This window comes from Metabacillus sediminilitoris, from assembly GCF_009720625.1.
Lineage (GTDB): Bacteria > Bacillota > Bacilli > Bacillales > Bacillaceae > Metabacillus > Metabacillus sediminilitoris.
Window position 1 is genome coordinate 611,069 of record NZ_CP046266.1, and the last position, 20,320, is coordinate 631,388.

Here is a 20,320-nt window from a genome sequence, read left to right on the forward strand (position 1 = left end):
GGATCGCCTGCTAAAGGCGCCACGTCCTGTGGCAACGCATGCGTTTGCACATCCTGTGCTTTGTTCCTTGAAAACTAGATAACGATAACAATTCAAGTAATTCACTGAGTTTAAACGCTTAGTTTAGTGATTCTCTTAATAATGATTAAAATGACATTTATAATGTCAAAGGTTAAGTTGTTAAGGGCGCACGGTGGATGCCTTGGCACTAGGAGCCGATGAAGGACGGTACTAACACCGATATGCTTCGGGGAGCTGTAAGTAAGCTTTGATCCGGAGATTTCCGAATGGGGGAACCCACTGCTCGTAATGGAGTAGTATTTTCACCTGAATACATAGGGTGATAAAGGCAGACCCGGGGAACTGAAACATCTAAGTACCCGGAGGAAGAGAAAGCAAACGCGATTTCCCAAGTAGCGGCGAGCGAAACGGAATTAGCCCAAACCAAGAGGCTTGCCTCTTGGGGTTGTAGGACACTCTATACGGAGTTACAAAGGAACGGAGTAAATGAAGAGGTCTGGAAAGGCCCGTCAAAGAAGGTAACAACCCTGTAGTTGAAACTTCGTTCCCTCCAGAGTGGATCCTGAGTACGGCGGGACACGTGAAATCCCGTCGGAAGCAGGGAGGACCATCTCCCAAGGCTAAATACTCCCTAGTGACCGATAGTGAACCAGTACCGTGAGGGAAAGGTGAAAAGCACCCCGGAAGGGGAGTGAAAGAGATCCTGAAACCGTGTGCCTACAAGTAGTCAAAGCCCGTTAATGGGTAATGGCGTGCCTTTTGTAGAATGAACCGGCGAGTTACGATCCCGTGCAAGGTTAAGTTGATGAGACGGAGCCGCAGCGAAAGCGAGTCTGAATAGGGCGAAAGAGTACGTGGTCGTAGACCCGAAACCAGGTGATCTACCCATGTCCAGGGTGAAGTTCAGGTAACACTGAATGGAGGCCCGAACCCACGCACGTTGAAAAGTGCGGGGATGAGGTGTGGGTAGCGGAGAAATTCCAATCGAACTTGGAGATAGCTGGTTCTCTCCGAAATAGCTTTAGGGCTAGCCTTGAAATTGAGAGTCTTGGAGGTAGAGCACTGATTGGACTAGGGGCCCCCATCGGGTTACCGAATTCAGTCAAACTCCGAATGCCAAAGACTTATGTTCAGGAGTCAGACTGCGAGTGATAAGATCCGTAGTCAAGAGGGAAACAGCCCAGACCACCAGCTAAGGTCCCAAAGTATACGTTAAGTGGAAAAGGATGTGGAGTTGCTTAGACAACCAGGATGTTGGCTTAGAAGCAGCCACCATTTAAAGAGTGCGTAATAGCTCACTGGTCGAGTGACTCTGCGCCGAAAATGTACCGGGGCTAAACGTATCACCGAAGCTGTGGATTGTTCTTACGAACAATGGTAGGAGAGCGTTCTAAGGGCTGTGAAGCTAGACCGGAAGGACTAGTGGAGCGCTTAGAAGTGAGAATGCCGGTATGAGTAGCGAAAGAGGGGTGAGAATCCCCTCCACCGAATGCCTAAGGTTTCCTGAGGAAGGCTCGTCCGCTCAGGGTTAGTCGGGACCTAAGCCGAGGCCGAAAGGCGTAGGCGATGGACAACAGGTTGAAATTCCTGTACCACCTCCTCACCATTTGAGCAATGGGGGGACGCAGAAGGATAGGGTAAGCGCGCTGTTGGATTAGCGCGTCCAAGCAGTTAGGCTGACAACGAGGCAAATCCCGTTGTCGCAAAGGCTGAGCTGTGATGGCGAGGGAAATATAGTACCGAAGTTCCTGATTCCACACTGCCAAGAAAAGCCTCTAGCGAGGTGAGAGGTGCCCGTACCGCAAACCGACACAGGTAGGCGAGGAGAGAATCCTAAGGTGAGCGAGAGAACTCTCGTTAAGGAACTCGGCAAAATGACCCCGTAACTTCGGGAGAAGGGGTGCTTTTTCAGGGCTTGCCCTGCGAAAAGCCGCAGTGAATAGGCCCAGGCGACTGTTTAGCAAAAACACAGGTCTCTGCGAAGCCGCAAGGCGAAGTATAGGGGCTGACGCCTGCCCGGTGCTGGAAGGTTAAGGGGAGAGGTTAGCGCAAGCGAAGCTTTGAACCGAAGCCCCAGTAAACGGCGGCCGTAACTATAACGGTCCTAAGGTAGCGAAATTCCTTGTCGGGTAAGTTCCGACCCGCACGAAAGGCGTAACGATCTGGGCACTGTCTCAACGAGAGACTCGGTGAAATTATAGTACCTGTGAAGATGCAGGTTACCCGCGACAGGACGGAAAGACCCCGTGGAGCTTTACTGTAGCCTGATATTGAATTTTGGTACAGCTTGTACAGGATAGGTAGGAGCCTGAGAAGCCGGAGCGCTAGCTTCGGTGGAGGCGTCGGTGGGATACTACCCTGGCTGTATTGAAATTCTAACCCGCAGCCCTTATCGGGCTGGGAGACAGTGTCAGGTGGGCAGTTTGACTGGGGCGGTCGCCTCCTAAAATGTAACGGAGGCGCCCAAAGGTTCCCTCAGAATGGTTGGAAATCATTCGTAGAGTGTAAAGGCACAAGGGAGCTTGACTGCGAGACCTACAAGTCGAGCAGGGACGAAAGTCGGGCTTAGTGATCCGGTGGTTCCGCATGGAAGGGCCATCGCTCAACGGATAAAAGCTACCCCGGGGATAACAGGCTTATCTCCCCCAAGAGTCCACATCGACGGGGAGGTTTGGCACCTCGATGTCGGCTCATCGCATCCTGGGGCTGTAGTCGGTCCCAAGGGTTGGGCTGTTCGCCCATTAAAGCGGTACGCGAGCTGGGTTCAGAACGTCGTGAGACAGTTCGGTCCCTATCCGTCGTGGGCGTAGGAAATTTGAGAGGAGCTGTCCTTAGTACGAGAGGACCGGGATGGACGCACCGCTGGTGTACCAGTTGTCTTGCCAAAGGCATAGCTGGGTAGCTATGTGCGGAAGGGATAAGTGCTGAAAGCATCTAAGCATGAAGCCCCCCTCAAGATGAGATTTCCCATAGCGCAAGCTAGTAAGATCCCTGAAAGATGATCAGGTTGATAGGTCAGAGGTGGAAGCGCGGTGACGTGTGGAGCTGACTGATACTAATCGATCGAGGACTTAACCTAATATATATGCGTTAAACAAAGTGAATTGAATTGTGAATCGTTATCTAGTTTTGAAGGAACAACCTTCAAACTAAATGTCTGGTGACGATGGCGAAGAGGTCACACCCGTTCCCATGCCGAACACGGAAGTTAAGCTCTTCAGCGCCGATGGTAGTTAGGGGTTTCCCCTTGTGAGAGTAGGACGTTGCCAGGCAAAAGCCCCTTAGTTGGGGCTATTATTTTGTCAATTTATAATTGGCCCGTTGGTCAAGCGGTTAAGACACCGCCCTTTCACGGCGGTAACACGGGTTCGAATCCCGTACGGGTCACCATTTACACCTTTCATTGGAGGATTAGCTCAGCTGGGAGAGCATCTGCCTTACAAGCAGAGGGTCGGCGGTTCGATCCCGTCATCCTCCACCATTATTAAGTACAAATAAATTAATTCAACAATATTTTAATTATGCCGGTGTAGCTCAATTGGTAGAGCAACTGACTTGTAATCAGTAGGTTGGGGGTTCAAGTCCTCTCGCCGGCACCACTTATTTTAATAGAATCTTATTGAAATGAGCCATTAGCTCAGTCGGTAGAGCATCTGACTTTTAATCAGAGGGTCGAAGGTTCGAGTCCTTCATGGCTCACCATTTACACACCTTGCGGGTGTGGCGGAATTGGCAGACGCGCTAGACTTAGGATCTAGTGTCCTTGTGACGTGGGGGTTCAAGTCCCTTCACCCGCATCATTTAAATATTGCGGAAGTAGTTCAGTGGTAGAACACCACCTTGCCAAGGTGGGGGTCGCGGGTTCGAATCCCGTCTTCCGCTCCAATACGTGCCGGGGTGGCGGAACTGGCAGACGCACAGGACTTAAAATCCTGCGGTAGGTGACTACCGTACCGGTTCGATTCCGGTCCTCGGCACCAATATAGAAAAGCGGAGAAAGCCCGCTTAAAGTGATTAATGTTGGAGCTTCTGAGAAGGAGTTGTAATTTAACTCCAGGAAGAAGTGAAACAGCCGTACGGTTTGGCTTTCGCAGCTAGACAATATTATATAATGCGCCCGTAGCTCAATTGGATAGAGCGTTTGACTACGGATCAAAAGGTTAGGGGTTCGACTCCTCTCGGGCGCGCCATATATTCGGGAAGTAGCTCAGCTTGGTAGAGCACTTGGTTTGGGACCAAGGGGTCGCAGGTTCGAATCCTGTCTTCCCGACCATTATTTAAAACATTTATGGGGCCTTAGCTCAGCTGGGAGAGCGCCTGCTTTGCACGCAGGAGGTCAGCGGTTCGATCCCGCTAGGCTCCACTTATGATGGAGGAATACCCAAGTCCGGCTGAAGGGATCGGTCTTGAAAACCGACAGGGGTGTCAAAGCCCGCGGGGGTTCGAATCCCCCTTCCTCCTCCATATTTAATTTTCTTTATTGTCGCGGGGTGGAGCAGTCCGGTAGCTCGTCGGGCTCATAACCCGAAGGTCGCAGGTTCAAATCCTGTCCCCGCAACCAATTTTAGTTGACGATGCTACGTTGGTTATTCTTCTTAGCGAGGAAACATAGTAGTGCTGTTAAGTGCAACCAAAATGGTCCGGTAGTTCAGTTGGTTAGAATGCCTGCCTGTCACGCAGGAGGTCGCGGGTTCGAGTCCCGTCCGGACCGCCATTTTTTGCTAATAGATTAGCTACTGCTAAAATTAAATTAATTGTGTAAATCGTAAGATTTAAATCATAAATGATTAACGTTAATATGCTGTTTTACGAATGAAGAGCGATTGCTAATAAGCAACCGCTCTTTTTATTATTCTAGACCTAGTATTTTTAAGGTACATTGTAAGCAGCTATTTAATTGGGTCTACCTAGAAATTGGTTTACATTTTCAGGTGAAAAAGCGAATCAAATTAAATTGAAATTTCTAGCAATTCACTTGGTTATTAATAAATAAACTTTTTAATAACTAAGAATTTTAATATAGTTTCTAAATTATAACTGAACCTGTAAGTTATGTTTACTATTCATTACAGATGTAAATATGTAAAAATCCTAATAGTTATTATTTGTTTGATTTTCTTTTTTTGATCTCTTTTTTAATAGCCGGCATTACTTTATCGGTTATTGCTTCCTTTACTTTAGGATCCTTAAGCATTTTTTTTAGTTTATTCATAACCATTGTAGAACCTCCCATTTTTTAAATTCTATACCCTGTCATTGAACAACTGAAACAAAGTTACTCTTTAGATGATTTAACTAAAGTGAAGAAGTTAAGTTTTATCAAAAAGCGTTAAATACTGAGTCTATAGTAAAGAAATTATTGCTTATTAGTACAATATTAAAAGATCTATTCTCTATATAAATGGTGAAATCAAAAAAAATAAAAACTATGTCTAGAAAAATGTTGACTTTCATAATAAACGATAGTAATATAAGAAAGCTCCACTGAGACATCATTGAAAAGTCAAAAAGTGATTGAGCAATTTGTTATTGACTTCTACGAAGTTAAGTGATAAGATATTAATTGTTGCTACTAAGAAAATTATTAATTGAAACAATGTTTTTCTTTTAAAAATAATTTTCGCAGAAGTTGACAAAGATGAAAATGTTTGATATGATATTCCTTGTCGCTGATATGTTTTAAATCAGTCGAAATAGTTCTTTGAAAACTAAACAAAGCAGAACGTCAACGTTAATTCTAATTAACAAAAACGTACTATATAGTACAAATTTTAAGAGCTATATCAACTCTTTATTGGAGAGTTTGATCCTGGCTCAGGACGAACGCTGGCGGCGTGCCTAATACATGCAAGTCGAGCGAATCTGAGGGAGCTTGCTCCCAAAGATTAGCGGCGGACGGGTGAGTAACACGTGGGTAACCTGCCTGTAAGATTGGGATAACTCCGGGAAACCGGAGCTAATACCGGATAACATTTCGAACCGCATGGTTCGACATTGAAAGATGGCTTCGGCTATCACTTACAGATGGACCCGCGGCGCATTAGCTAGTTGGTGAGGTAACGGCTCACCAAGGCGACGATGCGTAGCCGACCTGAGAGGGTGATCGGCCACACTGGGACTGAGACACGGCCCAGACTCCTACGGGAGGCAGCAGTAGGGAATCTTCCGCAATGGACGAAAGTCTGACGGAGCAACGCCGCGTGAACGATGAAGGCCTTCGGGTCGTAAAGTTCTGTTGTTAGGGAAGAACAAGTACCAGAGTAACTGCTGGTACCTTGACGGTACCTAACCAGAAAGCCACGGCTAACTACGTGCCAGCAGCCGCGGTAATACGTAGGTGGCAAGCGTTGTCCGGAATTATTGGGCGTAAAGCGCGCGCAGGTGGTTTCTTAAGTCTGATGTGAAAGCCCACGGCTCAACCGTGGAGGGTCATTGGAAACTGGGGAACTTGAGTGCAGAAGAGGAAAGTGGAATTCCAAGTGTAGCGGTGAAATGCGTAGAGATTTGGAGGAACACCAGTGGCGAAGGCGACTTTCTGGTCTGTAACTGACACTGAGGCGCGAAAGCGTGGGGAGCGAACAGGATTAGATACCCTGGTAGTCCACGCCGTAAACGATGAGTGCTAAGTGTTAGAGGGTTTCCGCCCTTTAGTGCTGCAGCAAACGCATTAAGCACTCCGCCTGGGGAGTACGGTCGCAAGACTGAAACTCAAAGGAATTGACGGGGGCCCGCACAAGCGGTGGAGCATGTGGTTTAATTCGAAGCAACGCGAAGAACCTTACCAGGTCTTGACATCCCACTGCCCGGTATAGAGATATACCTTTCCCTTCGGGGACAGTGGTGACAGGTGGTGCATGGTTGTCGTCAGCTCGTGTCGTGAGATGTTGGGTTAAGTCCCGCAACGAGCGCAACCCTTGATCTTAGTTGCCAGCATTTAGTTGGGCACTCTAAGGTGACTGCCGGTGACAAACCGGAGGAAGGTGGGGATGACGTCAAATCATCATGCCCCTTATGACCTGGGCTACACACGTGCTACAATGGATGGTACAAAGGGCTGCAAGACTGCGAAGTCAAGCCAATCCCATAAAACCATTCTCAGTTCGGATTGCAGGCTGCAACTCGCCTGCATGAAGCCGGAATCGCTAGTAATCGCGGATCAGCATGCCGCGGTGAATACGTTCCCGGGCCTTGTACACACCGCCCGTCACACCACGAGAGTTTGTAACACCCGAAGTCGGTGGGGTAACCGTAAGGAGCCAGCCGCCTAAGGTGGGACAGATGATTGGGGTGAAGTCGTAACAAGGTAGCCGTATCGGAAGGTGCGGCTGGATCACCTCCTTTCTAAGGATAATATGAAGTTTTATTACTTCATTAAAAAGACGTTTCTGACTTTGTTTAGTTTTGAGAGAACTATCTCTCAATGATGATACACATAGGATTAAAAACATTATGCATACGATAAGTTCCTTTTTAAAGGATCGCCTGCTAAAGGCGCCACGTCCTGTGGCAACGCATGCGTTTGCACATCCTGTGCTTTGTTCCTTGAAAACTAGATAACGATAACAATTCAAGTAATTCACTGAGTTTAAAGCTTAGTTTAGTGATTCTCTTAATAATGATTAAAATGACATTTATAATGTCAAAGGTTAAGTTGTTAAGGGCGCACGGTGGATGCCTTGGCACTAGGAGCCGATGAAGGACGGTACTAACACCGATATGCTTCGGGGAGCTGTAAGTAAGCTTTGATCCGGAGATTTCCGAATGGGGGAACCCACTGCTCGTAATGGAGTAGTATTTTCACCTGAATACATAGGGTGATAAAGGCAGACCCGGGGAACTGAAACATCTAAGTACCCGGAGGAAGAGAAAGCAAACGCGATTTCCCAAGTAGCGGCGAGCGAAACGGAATTAGCCCAAACCAAGAGGCTTGCCTCTTGGGGTTGTAGGACACTCTATACGGAGTTACAAAGGAACGGAGTAAATGAAGAGGTCTGGAAAGGCCCGTCAAAGAAGGTAACAACCCTGTAGTTGAAACTTCGTTCCCTCCAGAGTGGATCCTGAGTACGGCGGGACACGTGAAATCCCGTCGGAAGCAGGGAGGACCATCTCCCAAGGCTAAATACTCCCTAGTGACCGATAGTGAACCAGTACCGTGAGGGAAAGGTGAAAAGCACCCCGGAAGGGGAGTGAAAGAGATCCTGAAACCGTGTGCCTACAAGTAGTCAAAGCCCGTTAATGGGTAATGGCGTGCCTTTTGTAGAATGAACCGGCGAGTTACGATCCCGTGCAAGGTTAAGTTGATGAGACGGAGCCGCAGCGAAAGCGAGTCTGAATAGGGCGAAAGAGTACGTGGTCGTAGACCCGAAACCAGGTGATCTACCCATGTCCAGGGTGAAGTTCAGGTAACACTGAATGGAGGCCCGAACCCACGCACGTTGAAAAGTGCGGGGATGAGGTGTGGGTAGCGGAGAAATTCCAATCGAACTTGGAGATAGCTGGTTCTCTCCGAAATAGCTTTAGGGCTAGCCTTGAAATTGAGAGTCTTGGAGGTAGAGCACTGATTGGACTAGGGGCCCCCATCGGGTTACCGAATTCAGTCAAACTCCGAATGCCAAAGACTTATGTTCAGGAGTCAGACTGCGAGTGATAAGATCCGTAGTCAAGAGGGAAACAGCCCAGACCACCAGCTAAGGTCCCAAAGTATACGTTAAGTGGAAAAGGATGTGGAGTTGCTTAGACAACCAGGATGTTGGCTTAGAAGCAGCCACCATTTAAAGAGTGCGTAATAGCTCACTGGTCGAGTGACTCTGCGCCGAAAATGTACCGGGGCTAAACGTATCACCGAAGCTGTGGATTGTTCTTACGAACAATGGTAGGAGAGCGTTCTAAGGGCTGTGAAGCTAGACCGGAAGGACTAGTGGAGCGCTTAGAAGTGAGAATGCCGGTATGAGTAGCGAAAGAGGGGTGAGAATCCCCTCCACCGAATGCCTAAGGTTTCCTGAGGAAGGCTCGTCCGCTCAGGGTTAGTCGGGACCTAAGCCGAGGCCGAAAGGCGTAGGCGATGGACAACAGGTTGAAATTCCTGTACCACCTCCTCACCATTTGAGCAATGGGGGGACGCAGAAGGATAGGGTAAGCGCGCTGTTGGATTAGCGCGTCCAAGCAGTTAGGCTGACAACGAGGCAAATCCCGTTGTCGCAAAGGCTGAGCTGTGATGGCGAGGGAAATATAGTACCGAAGTTCCTGATTCCACACTGCCAAGAAAAGCCTCTAGCGAGGTGAGAGGTGCCCGTACCGCAAACCGACACAGGTAGGCGAGGAGAGAATCCTAAGGTGAGCGAGAGAACTCTCGTTAAGGAACTCGGCAAAATGACCCCGTAACTTCGGGAGAAGGGGTGCTTTTTCAGGGCTTGCCCTGCGAAAAGCCGCAGTGAATAGGCCCAGGCGACTGTTTAGCAAAAACACAGGTCTCTGCGAAGCCGCAAGGCGAAGTATAGGGGCTGACGCCTGCCCGGTGCTGGAAGGTTAAGGGGAGAGGTTAGCGCAAGCGAAGCTTTGAACCGAAGCCCCAGTAAACGGCGGCCGTAACTATAACGGTCCTAAGGTAGCGAAATTCCTTGTCGGGTAAGTTCCGACCCGCACGAAAGGCGTAACGATCTGGGCACTGTCTCAACGAGAGACTCGGTGAAATTATAGTACCTGTGAAGATGCAGGTTACCCGCGACAGGACGGAAAGACCCCGTGGAGCTTTACTGTAGCCTGATATTGAATTTTGGTACAGCTTGTACAGGATAGGTAGGAGCCTGAGAAGCCGGAGCGCTAGCTTCGGTGGAGGCGTCGGTGGGATACTACCCTGGCTGTATTGAAATTCTAACCCGCAGCCCTTATCGGGCTGGGAGACAGTGTCAGGTGGGCAGTTTGACTGGGGCGGTCGCCTCCTAAAATGTAACGGAGGCGCCCAAAGGTTCCCTCAGAATGGTTGGAAATCATTCGTAGAGTGTAAAGGCACAAGGGAGCTTGACTGCGAGACCTACAAGTCGAGCAGGGACGAAAGTCGGGCTTAGTGATCCGGTGGTTCCGCATGGAAGGGCCATCGCTCAACGGATAAAAGCTACCCCGGGGATAACAGGCTTATCTCCCCCAAGAGTCCACATCGACGGGGAGGTTTGGCACCTCGATGTCGGCTCATCGCATCCTGGGGCTGTAGTCGGTCCCAAGGGTTGGGCTGTTCGCCCATTAAAGCGGTACGCGAGCTGGGTTCAGAACGTCGTGAGACAGTTCGGTCCCTATCCGTCGTGGGCGTAGGAAATTTGAGAGGAGCTGTCCTTAGTACGAGAGGACCGGGATGGACGCACCGCTGGTGTACCAGTTGTCTTGCCAAAGGCATAGCTGGGTAGCTATGTGCGGAAGGGATAAGTGCTGAAAGCATCTAAGCATGAAGCCCCCCTCAAGATGAGATTTCCCATAGCGCAAGCTAGTAAGATCCCTGAAAGATGATCAGGTTGATAGGTCAGAGGTGGAAGCGCGGTGACGTGTGGAGCTGACTGATACTAATCGATCGAGGACTTAACCTAATATATATGCGTTAAACAAAGTGAATTGAATTGTGAATCGTTATCTAGTTTTGAAGGAACAACCTTCAAACTAAATGTCTGGTGACGATGGCGAAGAGGTCACACCCGTTCCCATGCCGAACACGGAAGTTAAGCTCTTCAGCGCCGATGGTAGTTAGGGGTTTCCCCTTGTGAGAGTAGGACGTTGCCAGGCAAAAGCCCCTTAGTTGGGGCTATTATTTTGTCAATTTATAATTGGCCCGTTGGTCAAGCGGTTAAGACACCGCCCTTTCACGGCGGTAACACGGGTTCGAATCCCGTACGGGTCACCATTTACACCTTTCATTGGAGGATTAGCTCAGCTGGGAGAGCATCTGCCTTACAAGCAGAGGGTCGGCGGTTCGATCCCGTCATCCTCCACCATTATTAAGTACAAATAAATTAATTCAACAATATTTTAATTATGCCGGTGTAGCTCAATTGGTAGAGCAACTGACTTGTAATCAGTAGGTTGGGGGTTCAAGTCCTCTCGCCGGCACCATTTTTCTTAATGGAGAATTTGGATATTCTAATTTATGGGGCCTTAGCTCAGCTGGGAGAGCGCCTGCTTTGCACGCAGGAGGTCAGCGGTTCGATCCCGCTAGGCTCCACTTATGATGGAGGAATACCCAAGTCCGGCTGAAGGGATCGGTCTTGAAAACCGACAGGGGTGTCAAAGCCCGCGGGGGTTCGAATCCCCCTTCCTCCTCCATAATTAATTCTCTTTATTGTCGCGGGGTGGAGCAGTCCGGTAGCTCGTCGGGCTCATAACCCGAAGGTCGCAGGTTCAAATCCTGTCCCCGCAACCAATTTTAGTTGACGATGCTACGTTGGTTATTCTTCTTAGCGAGGAAACATAGTAGTGCTGTTAAGTGGAACCAAAATGGTCCGGTAGTTCAGTTGGTTAGAATGCCTGCCTGTCACGCAGGAGGTCGCGGGTTCGAGTCCCGTCCGGACCGCCATTTTATTCCAGTAGGAGTAACAACTACTAATGACATGGAAATAGATTGTGTGTGGCTCGGTAGCTCAGTCGGTAGAGCAATGGACTGAAAATCCATGTGTCGGCGGTTCGATTCCGTCCCGAGCCACCTTTAAACATAATCTGATTTGTATTCTTCTAAATCATATGGAGGGGTAGCGAAGTGGCTAAACGCGGCGGACTGTAAATCCGCTCCTTAGGGTTCGGCAGTTCGAATCTGCCCCCCTCCACCATTTTAATAGGGGCATAGTTTAACGGTAGAATAGAGGTCTCCAAAACCTTTGATGTGGGTTCGATTCCTACTGCCCCTGCCAATTTTATAATGGCGATTGTGGCGAAGTGGTTAACGCATCGGATTGTGGTTCCGACATTCGTGGGTTCGATTCCCATCAGTCGCCCCATTTTTTATTAGAGGGAATAGGTTTCAATTAGCGCTACACATAAGAGTTGTTAGAAAGAAAAATTTGATGAAATTGTACAGATTTTATTAAGTTTTAAAATTGACTTGGTAGTGACTATTTCCTAGAAGAATAACTATCTTGCGGGTTTTGCATGCTAGAATAGTTTTTTTAAATAAAGGCGATACTGAGTGAGTAGTTTTTATCTTGCTTTAAAGTATACTTAGTAGTCGACGATATTTCGTGCAGCATATTCTGGAAGTTTTGCATGAAGCTAATCAATGGGCTATAGCCAAGCGGTAAGGCAACGGACTTTGACTCCGTCATTCGTTGGTTCGAATCCAGCTAGCCCAGCCATATTTATAAGGCATCATAGCCAAGTGGTAAGGCAGAGGTCTGCAAAACCTTTATCCCCGGTTCAAATCCGGGTGGTGCCTCCAATATTTCGATATGCGGGTGTAGTTTAGTGGTAAAACCTCAGCCTTCCAAGCTGATGATGAGGGTTCGATTCCCTTCACCCGCTCCAAAATGTGAAATGCGTAGGCGACTGTTCAGCTTTGAGAGACGATGGAGAGCTGGTCATGCAAATCCTGGTTTTGGATTTGTGGGAACAGATCGAAGCGGCCGAAAAGCTAGGAGCCGAAGCTAGACAAAATGGGCCTATAGCTCAGCTGGTTAGAGCGCACGCCTGATAAGCGTGAGGTCGATGGTTCGAGTCCATTTAGGCCCACCATTTTATTTTATTCCGCAGTAGCTCAGTGGTAGAGCTATCGGCTGTTAACCGATCGGTCGTAGGTTCGAGTCCTACCTGCGGAGCCATATGGGGAAGTACTCAAGTGGCTGAAGAGGCGCCCCTGCTAAGGGTGTAGGTCGTGTAAGCGGCGCGAGGGTTCAAATCCCTCCTTCTCCGCCATATTATTTCATGCGCCTTTAGCTCAGCAGGATAGAGCAACAGCCTTCTAAGCTGTCGGTCAGAGGTTCGAATCCTCTAAGGCGCGTAGTCTCTAGAAATCTTAATTTTGTCCTACTATATTAAAAGCGATTGCTATAAAGCAATCGCTTTTTTAATTTGTTTATTTTCATTGTCTCTCAAAAGTCATTTTACCAGCTTTCTGCCTCCAATATTTCACAGAAGTTGAGTGACATGAATTATTATTGTATAATGAAAATTAGATTCATACTTTTCTAAAAATTAGGCGGTGATTGATTTGAAAGACACTGGCTCAGAGAATATCATAGTTGAATTTTCAAAGTGGCAAATTGCACAAGGGAAAGCTGATGGTACAATAAAAACTTATGTAGGGGTACTTGAAAAATTTCAATCATGGTTAAAAACTAGAAATCAAGTTCTTGATCAGATTTCAAAGAATGATGTTCAATTATTTATGTATGAATTAGAAAAACAGCAAAAAAGTGCAGGTACAATTGAAAAATACCTTGCCGCAATAAGTGTTTTTTCACGCTTTTTGGAGAAATCAGAAATAATTATTGATGTCCAACGTAAAGAAAAAATTCAGGACAATGAAATACCTGAATCACTTGCAGAAAGTGAGGAAAAGCAATTATTAAAGGATGTTGAGTCAGATGGGAATCTTCGAAACACAGCAATTGTTTATACTTTATTGTACACAGGTATTCGAATTTCTGAGTTGTGTGCTCTAAATGTAGATGATATAAAAATGGAAGAAAAAAATAGCACCTTAATCGTTAGAAACAAACAAGGTGACATTGATAGAGAGATTCCACTATCAAAAGAATTAAGTAAACATCTTAAAGATTATATAGATTCTTTAGAAACAATTTGTAAGGCCTTATTTATTTCAAGTGTTAATAAAAGAATATCCACTAGAGCAGTACAATATATGTTACAAAAATATGATGTTAATCCACATAAATTACGACATACGTTTTGTCAGAAGCTGATCAATAAGGGGATTGATATACACACAGTAGCAAAATTGGCTGGACATAGAGATGTTAATGTCACAAAACGATATGCAGGTGATTTTGAGCCTAATTTTATAAATGCAATAGATCAAGCTTTTTCTTAATAGATACTCACTTTAATGTCCTATTAGGGGAAAATAGTAAAAAATAGAGGTTCATGTTTTATACACTCATGAATCTCTATTTTTTAAAATATGAGATTGTTAACGATCTCTGTAAAATCTTTTAGCGGTACTTATTGATATTTCTTAAGTCTTGCTTTAACGATTCGTTATCACTTTTCCTAGTATGATTATTTTTTATAGATTGAATAGAATCAATGATATGTTGCATTATTTCAATTTCTTCTGATAATTTTTGTGTTGTGGTGATAACGTCTGGGTGAGAAATACCTTTATTTTGCACTAATGTAGGAATATCCTGGCGATGAGCATCTATCTTATTACTAAGTTTTAATATACCCCTTAAGATCATTGATCTCGTTTTTCCTTTCAATAATTATTGAAAACTTGGATCATTATAGTAAATAACCTCAGAAAGAATTTTGTTGCCCTGGATCATATTGAATCTATCTCTTGCTTCTTGTTCTGTTTTAAATTCATACATTGAAATATTACCTCTTGAATATTGCGTGATGACCCACATTTGCTACCCTCCATAATAAATATTATTTCTTCTTCCTAGACGATTAATCAGCTAAACTACATGTCTATTAACCAGGACAAGGGTACAAAAAATAAAGAGCCGCACACAAACTATAACTATAGAAGATCTAATTTTGGCAAGTTCCATTGTTTGATCATCTTTATTTTACAAACACCGTTTTTATTGATGTAAAAAACTCTTTAGCAGCCTCACCTTGTTCGCGTGAATGAGAGCTTGAATTTTTCATTCCTCCAAATGGGGCCTGTAATTCTACACCAGCACTTTCAGCATTAATTCGAATTAATCCAGCTTCCATATCTTGAATAAAGGACAGGAAGTGTTGAATATTTGTTGTGAAAATTGAAGCACTAAGGCCATATTCAACATTATTTGCGATTTGAAGGGCTTCTTCTACAGACTCCGCTTTTAAAAGAGCAATAACTGGACCGAATATTTCTTCTTGTACAATGGCCATGTCTTGTGAACAGTTTTCAAAAATCGTCGGTTCTACATAATAACCATTTCCTAGTGTACCTTTCTCTGCACGTTTTCCGCCAATTAGTAGGGTTGCGCCTTCTTCTAAGCCTTTATTTATATAAGAAAGAACTGTATTTAATTGACCTTCACTTGCACAAGGACCCATCCATGTATCCCGATCTAAACCATTGCCAATTGTTATTTCTTTTGTTTTCTCTACAAGAGCCTTCTTAAATTCCTGGTAAACATCTGATAACACAATAACACGACTTGTTGCTGTACATTTTTGTCCAGTTGAACGGAAAGCACCGTCGATAACAGCATTTACAGCAAGTTGCAGGTCAGCATCAGCTGCAACGATTACTGGATTTTTTCCGCCCATTTCAAGTTGGTATTTTGCGCCGCGTGCTAATGCTGACTGACCAATTTGTTTCCCGACTCCATTCGAGCCTGTAAAGGTAATTCCGTTAACATCTTCATGATCGGCAATACCTTGACCGACAACGCTTCCTGGTCCTGTCAGCATATTAACAACGCCAGGAGGGAATCCGGCTTCTTCAAAGCACTCGATAATTTTTGCACAAGTAACAGCTGTTTCTGTTGCTGGTTTTATAACAATCGTATTTCCATAGACAAGGGCAGGTGCCATCTTCCAAATAGGAATCGCAATTGGGAAGTTCCATGGTGTAATAACTCCTACAACTCCAAGTGGTACGCGTGTCGTAAACATTAGAGCAGAAGGGTCAGTTGATGGAATGACATCTCCGACTTTACGCATACCTTCACCAGCGTAATACTTTAAAATAGCAATACCTCTTGCTGTTTCACCTTTTGATTCGGCAAGTGTTTTGCCCATTTCACGTGTTGCACATTCAGCAATATCGTTGATTCTTTTTTCTAGAATACTAGCTGCTTTGTATAAATACTCGCCACGCTGCGAAGCAGAAAGCTTTCGCCACGCATCCTTTGCCAGTTTTGCAGCTTTCACCGCATTGTTCAAGTCCTCTTTTGTTGATTTTTGGACTAAGCCGATCACATCATTTTTATCTGCTGGGTTCATACTTCTTTCTACTTCGCTTGTTACGGAAGGAGTCCATTCTCCATTGATAAAATTAAGATATCTTTTCGTTTCCACTTTTATTGTCATGTTAAGTCCACCTCTCTATAAAGATTGAGTTACCAATTCTTTTGGATAACGATTTAATGCATTTTCTAAAATTCTTTCCATTTCTGCATAGTGTTCCTTTTCTACTGGAAGGATTGGCATTCTTACTGTTTGGCCAACAGGCATACCCATAATTTCCATACCAGCTTTAATGAGAGATACTGCATACCCGTTTCGTTTACGGCGAATATTGTTAATTGGCAAAATGACGTGTTGATAAATATCACCAACTGTAACTTGATCATTTTTCAAGACTGCTTGATAGAATATCCTTGAAATATGAGGTATATAGTTCGAAATTGCAGACGAGTAAGAATCAAAGCCAAGTGGTACATAGGCAGGCATTGTTACTTCAGCCAAAGGCATACCATTTAGCCAGCCAAAGCGATTTTTAAACGTTTGGGTCAAGAGTGTATTTAACTCTATATTTCCTAATCCATCTTTCACACCGACGACCTGGGGAACATCCGCAAGCGCTTCCAGTGTGGAGATTGAAAATGCCACATTATCACGTTGATAGACAATTGCATTTAAGTCTGTACTTTCAGCTATCGTTTTGAAGTAACTTGCCATACCTGCTTGTTCACCTGTTACAAGATAGGGAGGTAAGATCAAATAGCCATCGGCTCCTTTATCTTCAGAAATCTTTGCAAGCTCCAAAGAAGTTTGAATATTTCCACCGACACCAGTGTAAACAGGAACTTTTTTGTTTGTAACACTTACAGCTACATCAACCATTGTTTCATATTCCTCTTTGGTTAGAGAGGGATATTCTCCAGCTGCACAGGCAACAAATATGGCCTCAAGTCCTTCGTCTAGTAGAAATTTAATATTTTGAGCAAGTTTCTGTTCATCAAGTTTATTGTTTTCTGTAAATGGTGCTACTGGAAAACCTAAAATCCCTTTTGGTGCTTTACGAATTTTTTCCATCTCCATACCCCCAGTTTGTTTGATCTTGATTTGTTTGTTTTATTGTAAGACAAATGAACGAATAGGTCAATTGTATTTTTTTTATTTTCAAATAAATCAAATTTTTATTGCCAAATTTGCCGATTTCTTTCAGATTAATATGTAACCGCACAGGTACGATTCATAATTTTTTTACAGCATAAAAGCCGTTGACAACCAATTTTATTTGTCTTACTATTAGACAAAAATATTATATTTTTAATCTTCTAAAAAAGGTGTGAGAACTTATGTGAATGCTCGACAATAGGATGGGGAGCTTTAGATTGGTTTTATGTAAGCGATGTCAAAAATCAATATGAAGGAAGTGAATTTATGAGCGCACCTGAAAAAGTTATTAGTACTTCACCATTGATTCCTACAACTCAAAAGAAAACACGTGCACGTTGGTTTATTGTTTTTATGTTATTTCTAGTCACTGCTCTTAATTATGCTGATCGGGCAACGTTATCAATTGCTGGAACAGATATGTCTAGTCAGCTTGGTTTAGATTCAGTCATGATGGGCTATGTTTTCTCAGCGTTTGCTTGGTCATATGTGGCGGGACAAATTCCTGGAGGATGGCTGCTTGACAAATTTGGTTCAAAAAAGGTTTATTTTTGGAGTATTTTCCTTTGGTCAAGTTTTACACTTTTACAAGGATTTATCGGTTTTTTCGGAACTGCAGGTACAGCAGTAATGGTTTTATTCGGACTCCGTTTCCTGGTTGGTCTAGCTGAGGCACCATCATTTCCAGCAAACAGCAGGATTGTAGCTTCTTGGTTCCCAAGCCATGAACGTGGAACAGCAGCAGCCACATTTAATTCAGCACAGTATTTTGCAACCGTTCTCTTTGCACCTATCATGGGGTATATTACATATCAATTTGGGTGGGAATATGTATTCTTCTTTATGGGTGCGCTTGGAATCATCGTTGCCTTCATCTGGTTCAAATCAATTTATAGTCCAAAAGATCATCCACGTATTAATAAGGCTGAGCTCGATTATATCGAAGCAGGTGGAGCTTTAATTAATATGGATCAAACAGCCGAAACAAAAAAGAAGGAAGAGAAAGGGGCAAATTGGAATAATATTAGGAAACTATTATCCAACCGAATGCTGTTAGGGATTTACCTTGGCCAATATTGTATTACAACTCTAACATATTTCTTTCTTACATGGTTCCCTGTCTATCTTGTCCAAGAAAGAGGGATGACGATTTTAGAAGTAGGATTTATTGCTTCTCTTCCAGCCATTTGTGGGTTTTTGGGTGGTATTCTTGGTGGAATGTTCTCAGACTTCTTATTACGAAAAGGGTTTTCATTAACAATTGCTCGTAAAACACCGATTGTTATTGGCATGGTCTTGTCAATGAGCTTGGTTGCCGCCAATTATGTTGAGGCTCAATGGGTCGTTATTTTTGTGATGGCTTTAGCGTTTTTCGGCAAAGGATTTGGAGCACTGGGTTGGGCAGTCGTGTCAGATACATCACCAAAAGAAATGTCTGGTGTGAGTGGAGGTCTATTTAATACATTTGGTAATATCGCAGGGATTACGACACCAATCATTATCGGATATATTATTGGCACAACTGGGTCCTTCAACGGAGCGCTTGTCTTCGTCGGTGCGAATGCACTTGTAGCAATCTTCAGCTATTTATTCCTTGTTGGTGAAATTAAACGGGTCGATTTAAAATCTTAATCTACTAATCTATTTTGATGGGAGAGAAGAATATGAATACGCAATTAGTAAAAGAAAATATCGAAACAGGTGCACCTATTATTAAAGAAATGACTGTCATCCCTGTTGCAGGACATGATAGCATGCTTCTAAATTTGAGTGGTGCGCACGCTCCATATTTCACACGAAATATTGTGATTTTAAAAGATAACAAAGGAAATACAGGTGTCGGTGAAGTACCAGGTGGTGAAAAAATTCGCCAAACGCTAGAAGATGCAAAACCATTGGTTATTGGACAGTCAATTGGAACTTATAACAATATTTTAAATACTGTTCGTAGACAATTTGCAGAGCGGGATAGCGGTGGACGCGGCCTGCAAACATTTGATCTTCGTATTACCATACATGCTGTCACGGCATTAGAAGCTGCACTTCTAGATTTAGTAGGACAATATTTAGGTGTCCCTGTTGCAGCTTTACTCGGTGAAGGTCAGCAGCGAGATAAAGTTGAGATGCTCGGCTATCTCTTTTATGTAGGCGATCGCAATAAAACTGATCTTGCTTATTTAAGTGACCCAGAAGCAGAGGAAGATTGGTTCCGCCTTCGTCATGAAGAAGCATTAACACCGGAAGCCATTGTTCGCTTAGCAGAAGCCACACATTCTCGTTATGGGTTTAATGATTTTAAATTAAAAGGCGGCGTCCTGCGCGGGGAAGAAGAAATAGAAGCTGTAACTGCGTTGGCAGAACGTTTTCCAGAAGCTCGAATTACACTTGATCCAAATGGCGGCTGGCTGTTAAAGGATGCAATTAGGCTTTGCCGCGATCAGCATCATGTATTAGCTTATGCTGAAGACCCATGTGGGGCAGAAAATGGCTATTCTGCTCGTGAGGTGATGGCGGAATTCAGAAGAGCAACCGGTCTCCCTACCGCAACAAATATGATTGCAACAGATTGGCGACAAATGGGGCATTCGATCCAGCTTCAATCAGTGGATATCCCTCTGGCAGATCCACATTTCTGGACAATGCAGGGCTCTGTACGTGTTGCTCAAATGTGCCATGAATGGGGATTGACTTGGGGCTCACACTCTAATAATCACTTTGATATATCATTAGCGATGTTTACACATGTTGCTGCGGCGGCTCCTGGGAAAATTACAGCGATAGATACACACTGGATCTGGCAAGATGGTCAAAGTTTGACAAAAGAACCTTTTAAAATTGTTGGTGGAATGGTAGATGTTCCTTCAAAACCTGGACTTGGAATAGAGGTGGATATGGATCAGATTGAAAAAGCACATCAGCTTTATCTTCAAAAAGGACTTGGTGCTCGTGATGATGCTTTAGCGATGCAATACCTAGTTCCAGGATGGAAGTTTGACCCTAAAAATCCTTGTTTAGTAAGATAATTCTCTTGTTTATACGTGCGTTGCTCTAAGAGTAGCGCATTTTTTATTTTTTTCCTCAA

General features: G+C 44.6%; 7 protein-coding genes, 31 tRNA genes and 5 rRNA genes. 39 read left to right on the forward strand and 4 right to left on the reverse strand.

Annotation, left to right across the window (positions count from 1 at the left end; all coding sequences use genetic code 11):
• Positions 1-170 precede the first annotated feature (170 nt).
• The 37 genes from GMB29_RS03145 (at position 171) to GMB29_RS03325 (ending at position 14,041) form a co-directional block, all read left to right on the forward strand.
• Positions 171-3,100 (forward strand): 23S ribosomal RNA (locus GMB29_RS03145).
• Positions 3,101-3,177: 77 nt separating this feature from the next.
• Positions 3,178-3,293 (forward strand): 5S ribosomal RNA (gene rrf / locus GMB29_RS03150).
• Between the two features lie 43 nt (positions 3,294-3,336).
• A tRNA-Glu gene (locus GMB29_RS03155) sits at positions 3,337-3,411 on the forward strand.
• Positions 3,412-3,426: 15 nt separating this feature from the next.
• Positions 3,427-3,502, forward strand: a tRNA-Val gene (locus tag GMB29_RS03160).
• Between the two features lie 42 nt (positions 3,503-3,544).
• Positions 3,545-3,620: transfer RNA gene (locus tag GMB29_RS03165), tRNA-Thr, on the forward strand.
• A 27-nt stretch (positions 3,621-3,647) separates the two neighbouring features.
• Positions 3,648-3,723, forward strand: a tRNA-Lys gene (locus GMB29_RS03170).
• Between the two features lie 12 nt (positions 3,724-3,735).
• A tRNA-Leu gene (locus GMB29_RS03175) sits at positions 3,736-3,818 on the forward strand.
• Positions 3,819-3,831: 13 nt separating this feature from the next.
• A tRNA-Gly gene (locus GMB29_RS03180) sits at positions 3,832-3,906 on the forward strand.
• Positions 3,907-3,912: 6 nt separating this feature from the next.
• A tRNA-Leu gene (locus tag GMB29_RS03185) sits at positions 3,913-4,001 on the forward strand.
• 133 nt (positions 4,002-4,134) lie between these two features.
• A tRNA-Arg gene (locus tag GMB29_RS03190) sits at positions 4,135-4,211 on the forward strand.
• Positions 4,212-4,217: 6 nt separating this feature from the next.
• Positions 4,218-4,294 (forward strand) — tRNA-Pro (locus tag GMB29_RS03195).
• Between the two features lie 17 nt (positions 4,295-4,311).
• Positions 4,312-4,384 (forward strand) — tRNA-Ala (locus GMB29_RS03200).
• 8 nt (positions 4,385-4,392) lie between these two features.
• Positions 4,393-4,485: transfer RNA gene (locus GMB29_RS03205), tRNA-Ser, on the forward strand.
• A 20-nt stretch (positions 4,486-4,505) separates the two neighbouring features.
• A tRNA-Met gene (locus tag GMB29_RS03210) sits at positions 4,506-4,582 on the forward strand.
• A gap of 76 nt (positions 4,583-4,658) precedes the next feature.
• A tRNA-Asp gene (locus GMB29_RS03215) sits at positions 4,659-4,735 on the forward strand.
• Between the two features lie 1,077 nt (positions 4,736-5,812).
• Positions 5,813-7,362: ribosomal RNA gene (locus tag GMB29_RS03220) — 16S ribosomal RNA — on the forward strand.
• 303 nt (positions 7,363-7,665) lie between these two features.
• Positions 7,666-10,595, forward strand: a 23S ribosomal RNA gene (locus GMB29_RS03225).
• Positions 10,596-10,672: 77 nt separating this feature from the next.
• Positions 10,673-10,788 (forward strand): 5S ribosomal RNA (gene rrf, locus GMB29_RS03230).
• Together the 16S, 23S and 5S rRNA genes with 18 tRNA genes alongside form the textbook arrangement of a ribosomal RNA operon.
• A 43-nt stretch (positions 10,789-10,831) precedes the next feature.
• Positions 10,832-10,906, forward strand: a tRNA-Glu gene (locus GMB29_RS03235).
• 15 nt (positions 10,907-10,921) lie between these two features.
• A tRNA-Val gene (locus GMB29_RS03240) sits at positions 10,922-10,997 on the forward strand.
• Positions 10,998-11,039: 42 nt separating this feature from the next.
• Positions 11,040-11,115 (forward strand) — tRNA-Thr (locus tag GMB29_RS03245).
• Between the two features lie 36 nt (positions 11,116-11,151).
• A tRNA-Ala gene (locus tag GMB29_RS03250) sits at positions 11,152-11,224 on the forward strand.
• A gap of 8 nt (positions 11,225-11,232) precedes the next feature.
• Positions 11,233-11,325, forward strand: a tRNA-Ser gene (locus GMB29_RS03255).
• A gap of 20 nt (positions 11,326-11,345) precedes the next feature.
• Positions 11,346-11,422: transfer RNA gene (locus GMB29_RS03260), tRNA-Met, on the forward strand.
• Between the two features lie 76 nt (positions 11,423-11,498).
• Positions 11,499-11,575: transfer RNA gene (locus GMB29_RS03265), tRNA-Asp, on the forward strand.
• A gap of 53 nt (positions 11,576-11,628) precedes the next feature.
• Positions 11,629-11,701 (forward strand) — tRNA-Phe (locus tag GMB29_RS03270).
• A gap of 40 nt (positions 11,702-11,741) precedes the next feature.
• Positions 11,742-11,825, forward strand: a tRNA-Tyr gene (locus GMB29_RS03275).
• Between the two features lie 7 nt (positions 11,826-11,832).
• Positions 11,833-11,906 (forward strand) — tRNA-Trp (locus tag GMB29_RS03280).
• 11 nt (positions 11,907-11,917) lie between these two features.
• Positions 11,918-11,993: transfer RNA gene (locus GMB29_RS03285), tRNA-His, on the forward strand.
• 279 nt (positions 11,994-12,272) lie between these two features.
• A tRNA-Gln gene (locus GMB29_RS03290) sits at positions 12,273-12,347 on the forward strand.
• A gap of 9 nt (positions 12,348-12,356) precedes the next feature.
• Positions 12,357-12,430: transfer RNA gene (locus tag GMB29_RS03295), tRNA-Cys, on the forward strand.
• A gap of 12 nt (positions 12,431-12,442) precedes the next feature.
• Positions 12,443-12,516, forward strand: a tRNA-Gly gene (locus tag GMB29_RS03300).
• 130 nt (positions 12,517-12,646) lie between these two features.
• A tRNA-Ile gene (locus GMB29_RS03305) sits at positions 12,647-12,723 on the forward strand.
• Between the two features lie 11 nt (positions 12,724-12,734).
• Positions 12,735-12,809, forward strand: a tRNA-Asn gene (locus tag GMB29_RS03310).
• Between the two features lie 3 nt (positions 12,810-12,812).
• Positions 12,813-12,903, forward strand: a tRNA-Ser gene (locus GMB29_RS03315).
• A gap of 11 nt (positions 12,904-12,914) precedes the next feature.
• Positions 12,915-12,988: transfer RNA gene (locus GMB29_RS03320), tRNA-Arg, on the forward strand.
• Positions 12,989-13,198: 210 nt separating this feature from the next.
• Positions 13,199-14,041 carry a tyrosine-type recombinase/integrase gene (locus GMB29_RS03325; RefSeq protein WP_227551484.1) on the forward strand — a complete coding sequence of 281 codons (843 nt, stop codon included), beginning with the start codon at positions 13,199-13,201 and terminating at the stop codon, positions 14,039-14,041.
• 121 nt (positions 14,042-14,162) lie between these two features.
• On the opposite strand, the gene GMB29_RS03330 is transcribed toward GMB29_RS03325, so the two are convergent.
• The 4 genes from GMB29_RS03330 to kdgD form a co-directional block, all read right to left on the reverse strand.
• Positions 14,163-14,411: a hypothetical protein gene (locus GMB29_RS03330; protein WP_155443829.1), complete on the reverse strand. Its 249-nt coding sequence runs from the start codon at positions 14,409-14,411 to the stop codon at positions 14,163-14,165.
• A 24-nt stretch (positions 14,412-14,435) separates the two neighbouring features.
• Positions 14,436-14,582 carry a hypothetical protein gene (locus tag GMB29_RS26870; protein ID WP_168733832.1) on the reverse strand — a complete coding sequence of 49 codons (147 nt, stop codon included), beginning with the start codon at positions 14,580-14,582 and terminating at the stop codon, positions 14,436-14,438.
• Positions 14,583-14,742: 160 nt separating this feature from the next.
• Positions 14,743-16,206, reverse strand: coding sequence for an alpha-ketoglutaric semialdehyde dehydrogenase GucD (gene gucD / locus GMB29_RS03335; protein WP_136353395.1), 1,464 nt, complete (start codon positions 16,204-16,206; stop codon positions 14,743-14,745).
• 15 nt (positions 16,207-16,221) lie between these two features.
• Positions 16,222-17,154, reverse strand: a complete 933-nt coding sequence (gene kdgD / locus GMB29_RS03340; RefSeq protein ID WP_136353397.1) for a 5-dehydro-4-deoxyglucarate dehydratase — start codon at positions 17,152-17,154, stop codon at positions 16,222-16,224.
• Between the two features lie 351 nt (positions 17,155-17,505).
• On the opposite strand from kdgD, the gene GMB29_RS03345 reads away from it, so the two are divergent.
• Together GMB29_RS03345 and gudD are read left to right on the forward strand one after the other, a co-directional pair.
• Entirely contained in the window at positions 17,506-18,870 is a 1,365-nt protein-coding gene (locus tag GMB29_RS03345; protein WP_136353399.1) for an MFS transporter, read from the forward strand.
• A gap of 32 nt (positions 18,871-18,902) precedes the next feature.
• Positions 18,903-20,261: a glucarate dehydratase gene (gudD, locus tag GMB29_RS03350; protein WP_136353401.1), complete on the forward strand. Its 1,359-nt coding sequence runs from the start codon at positions 18,903-18,905 to the stop codon at positions 20,259-20,261.
• Positions 20,262-20,320: the final 59 nt, after the last annotated feature.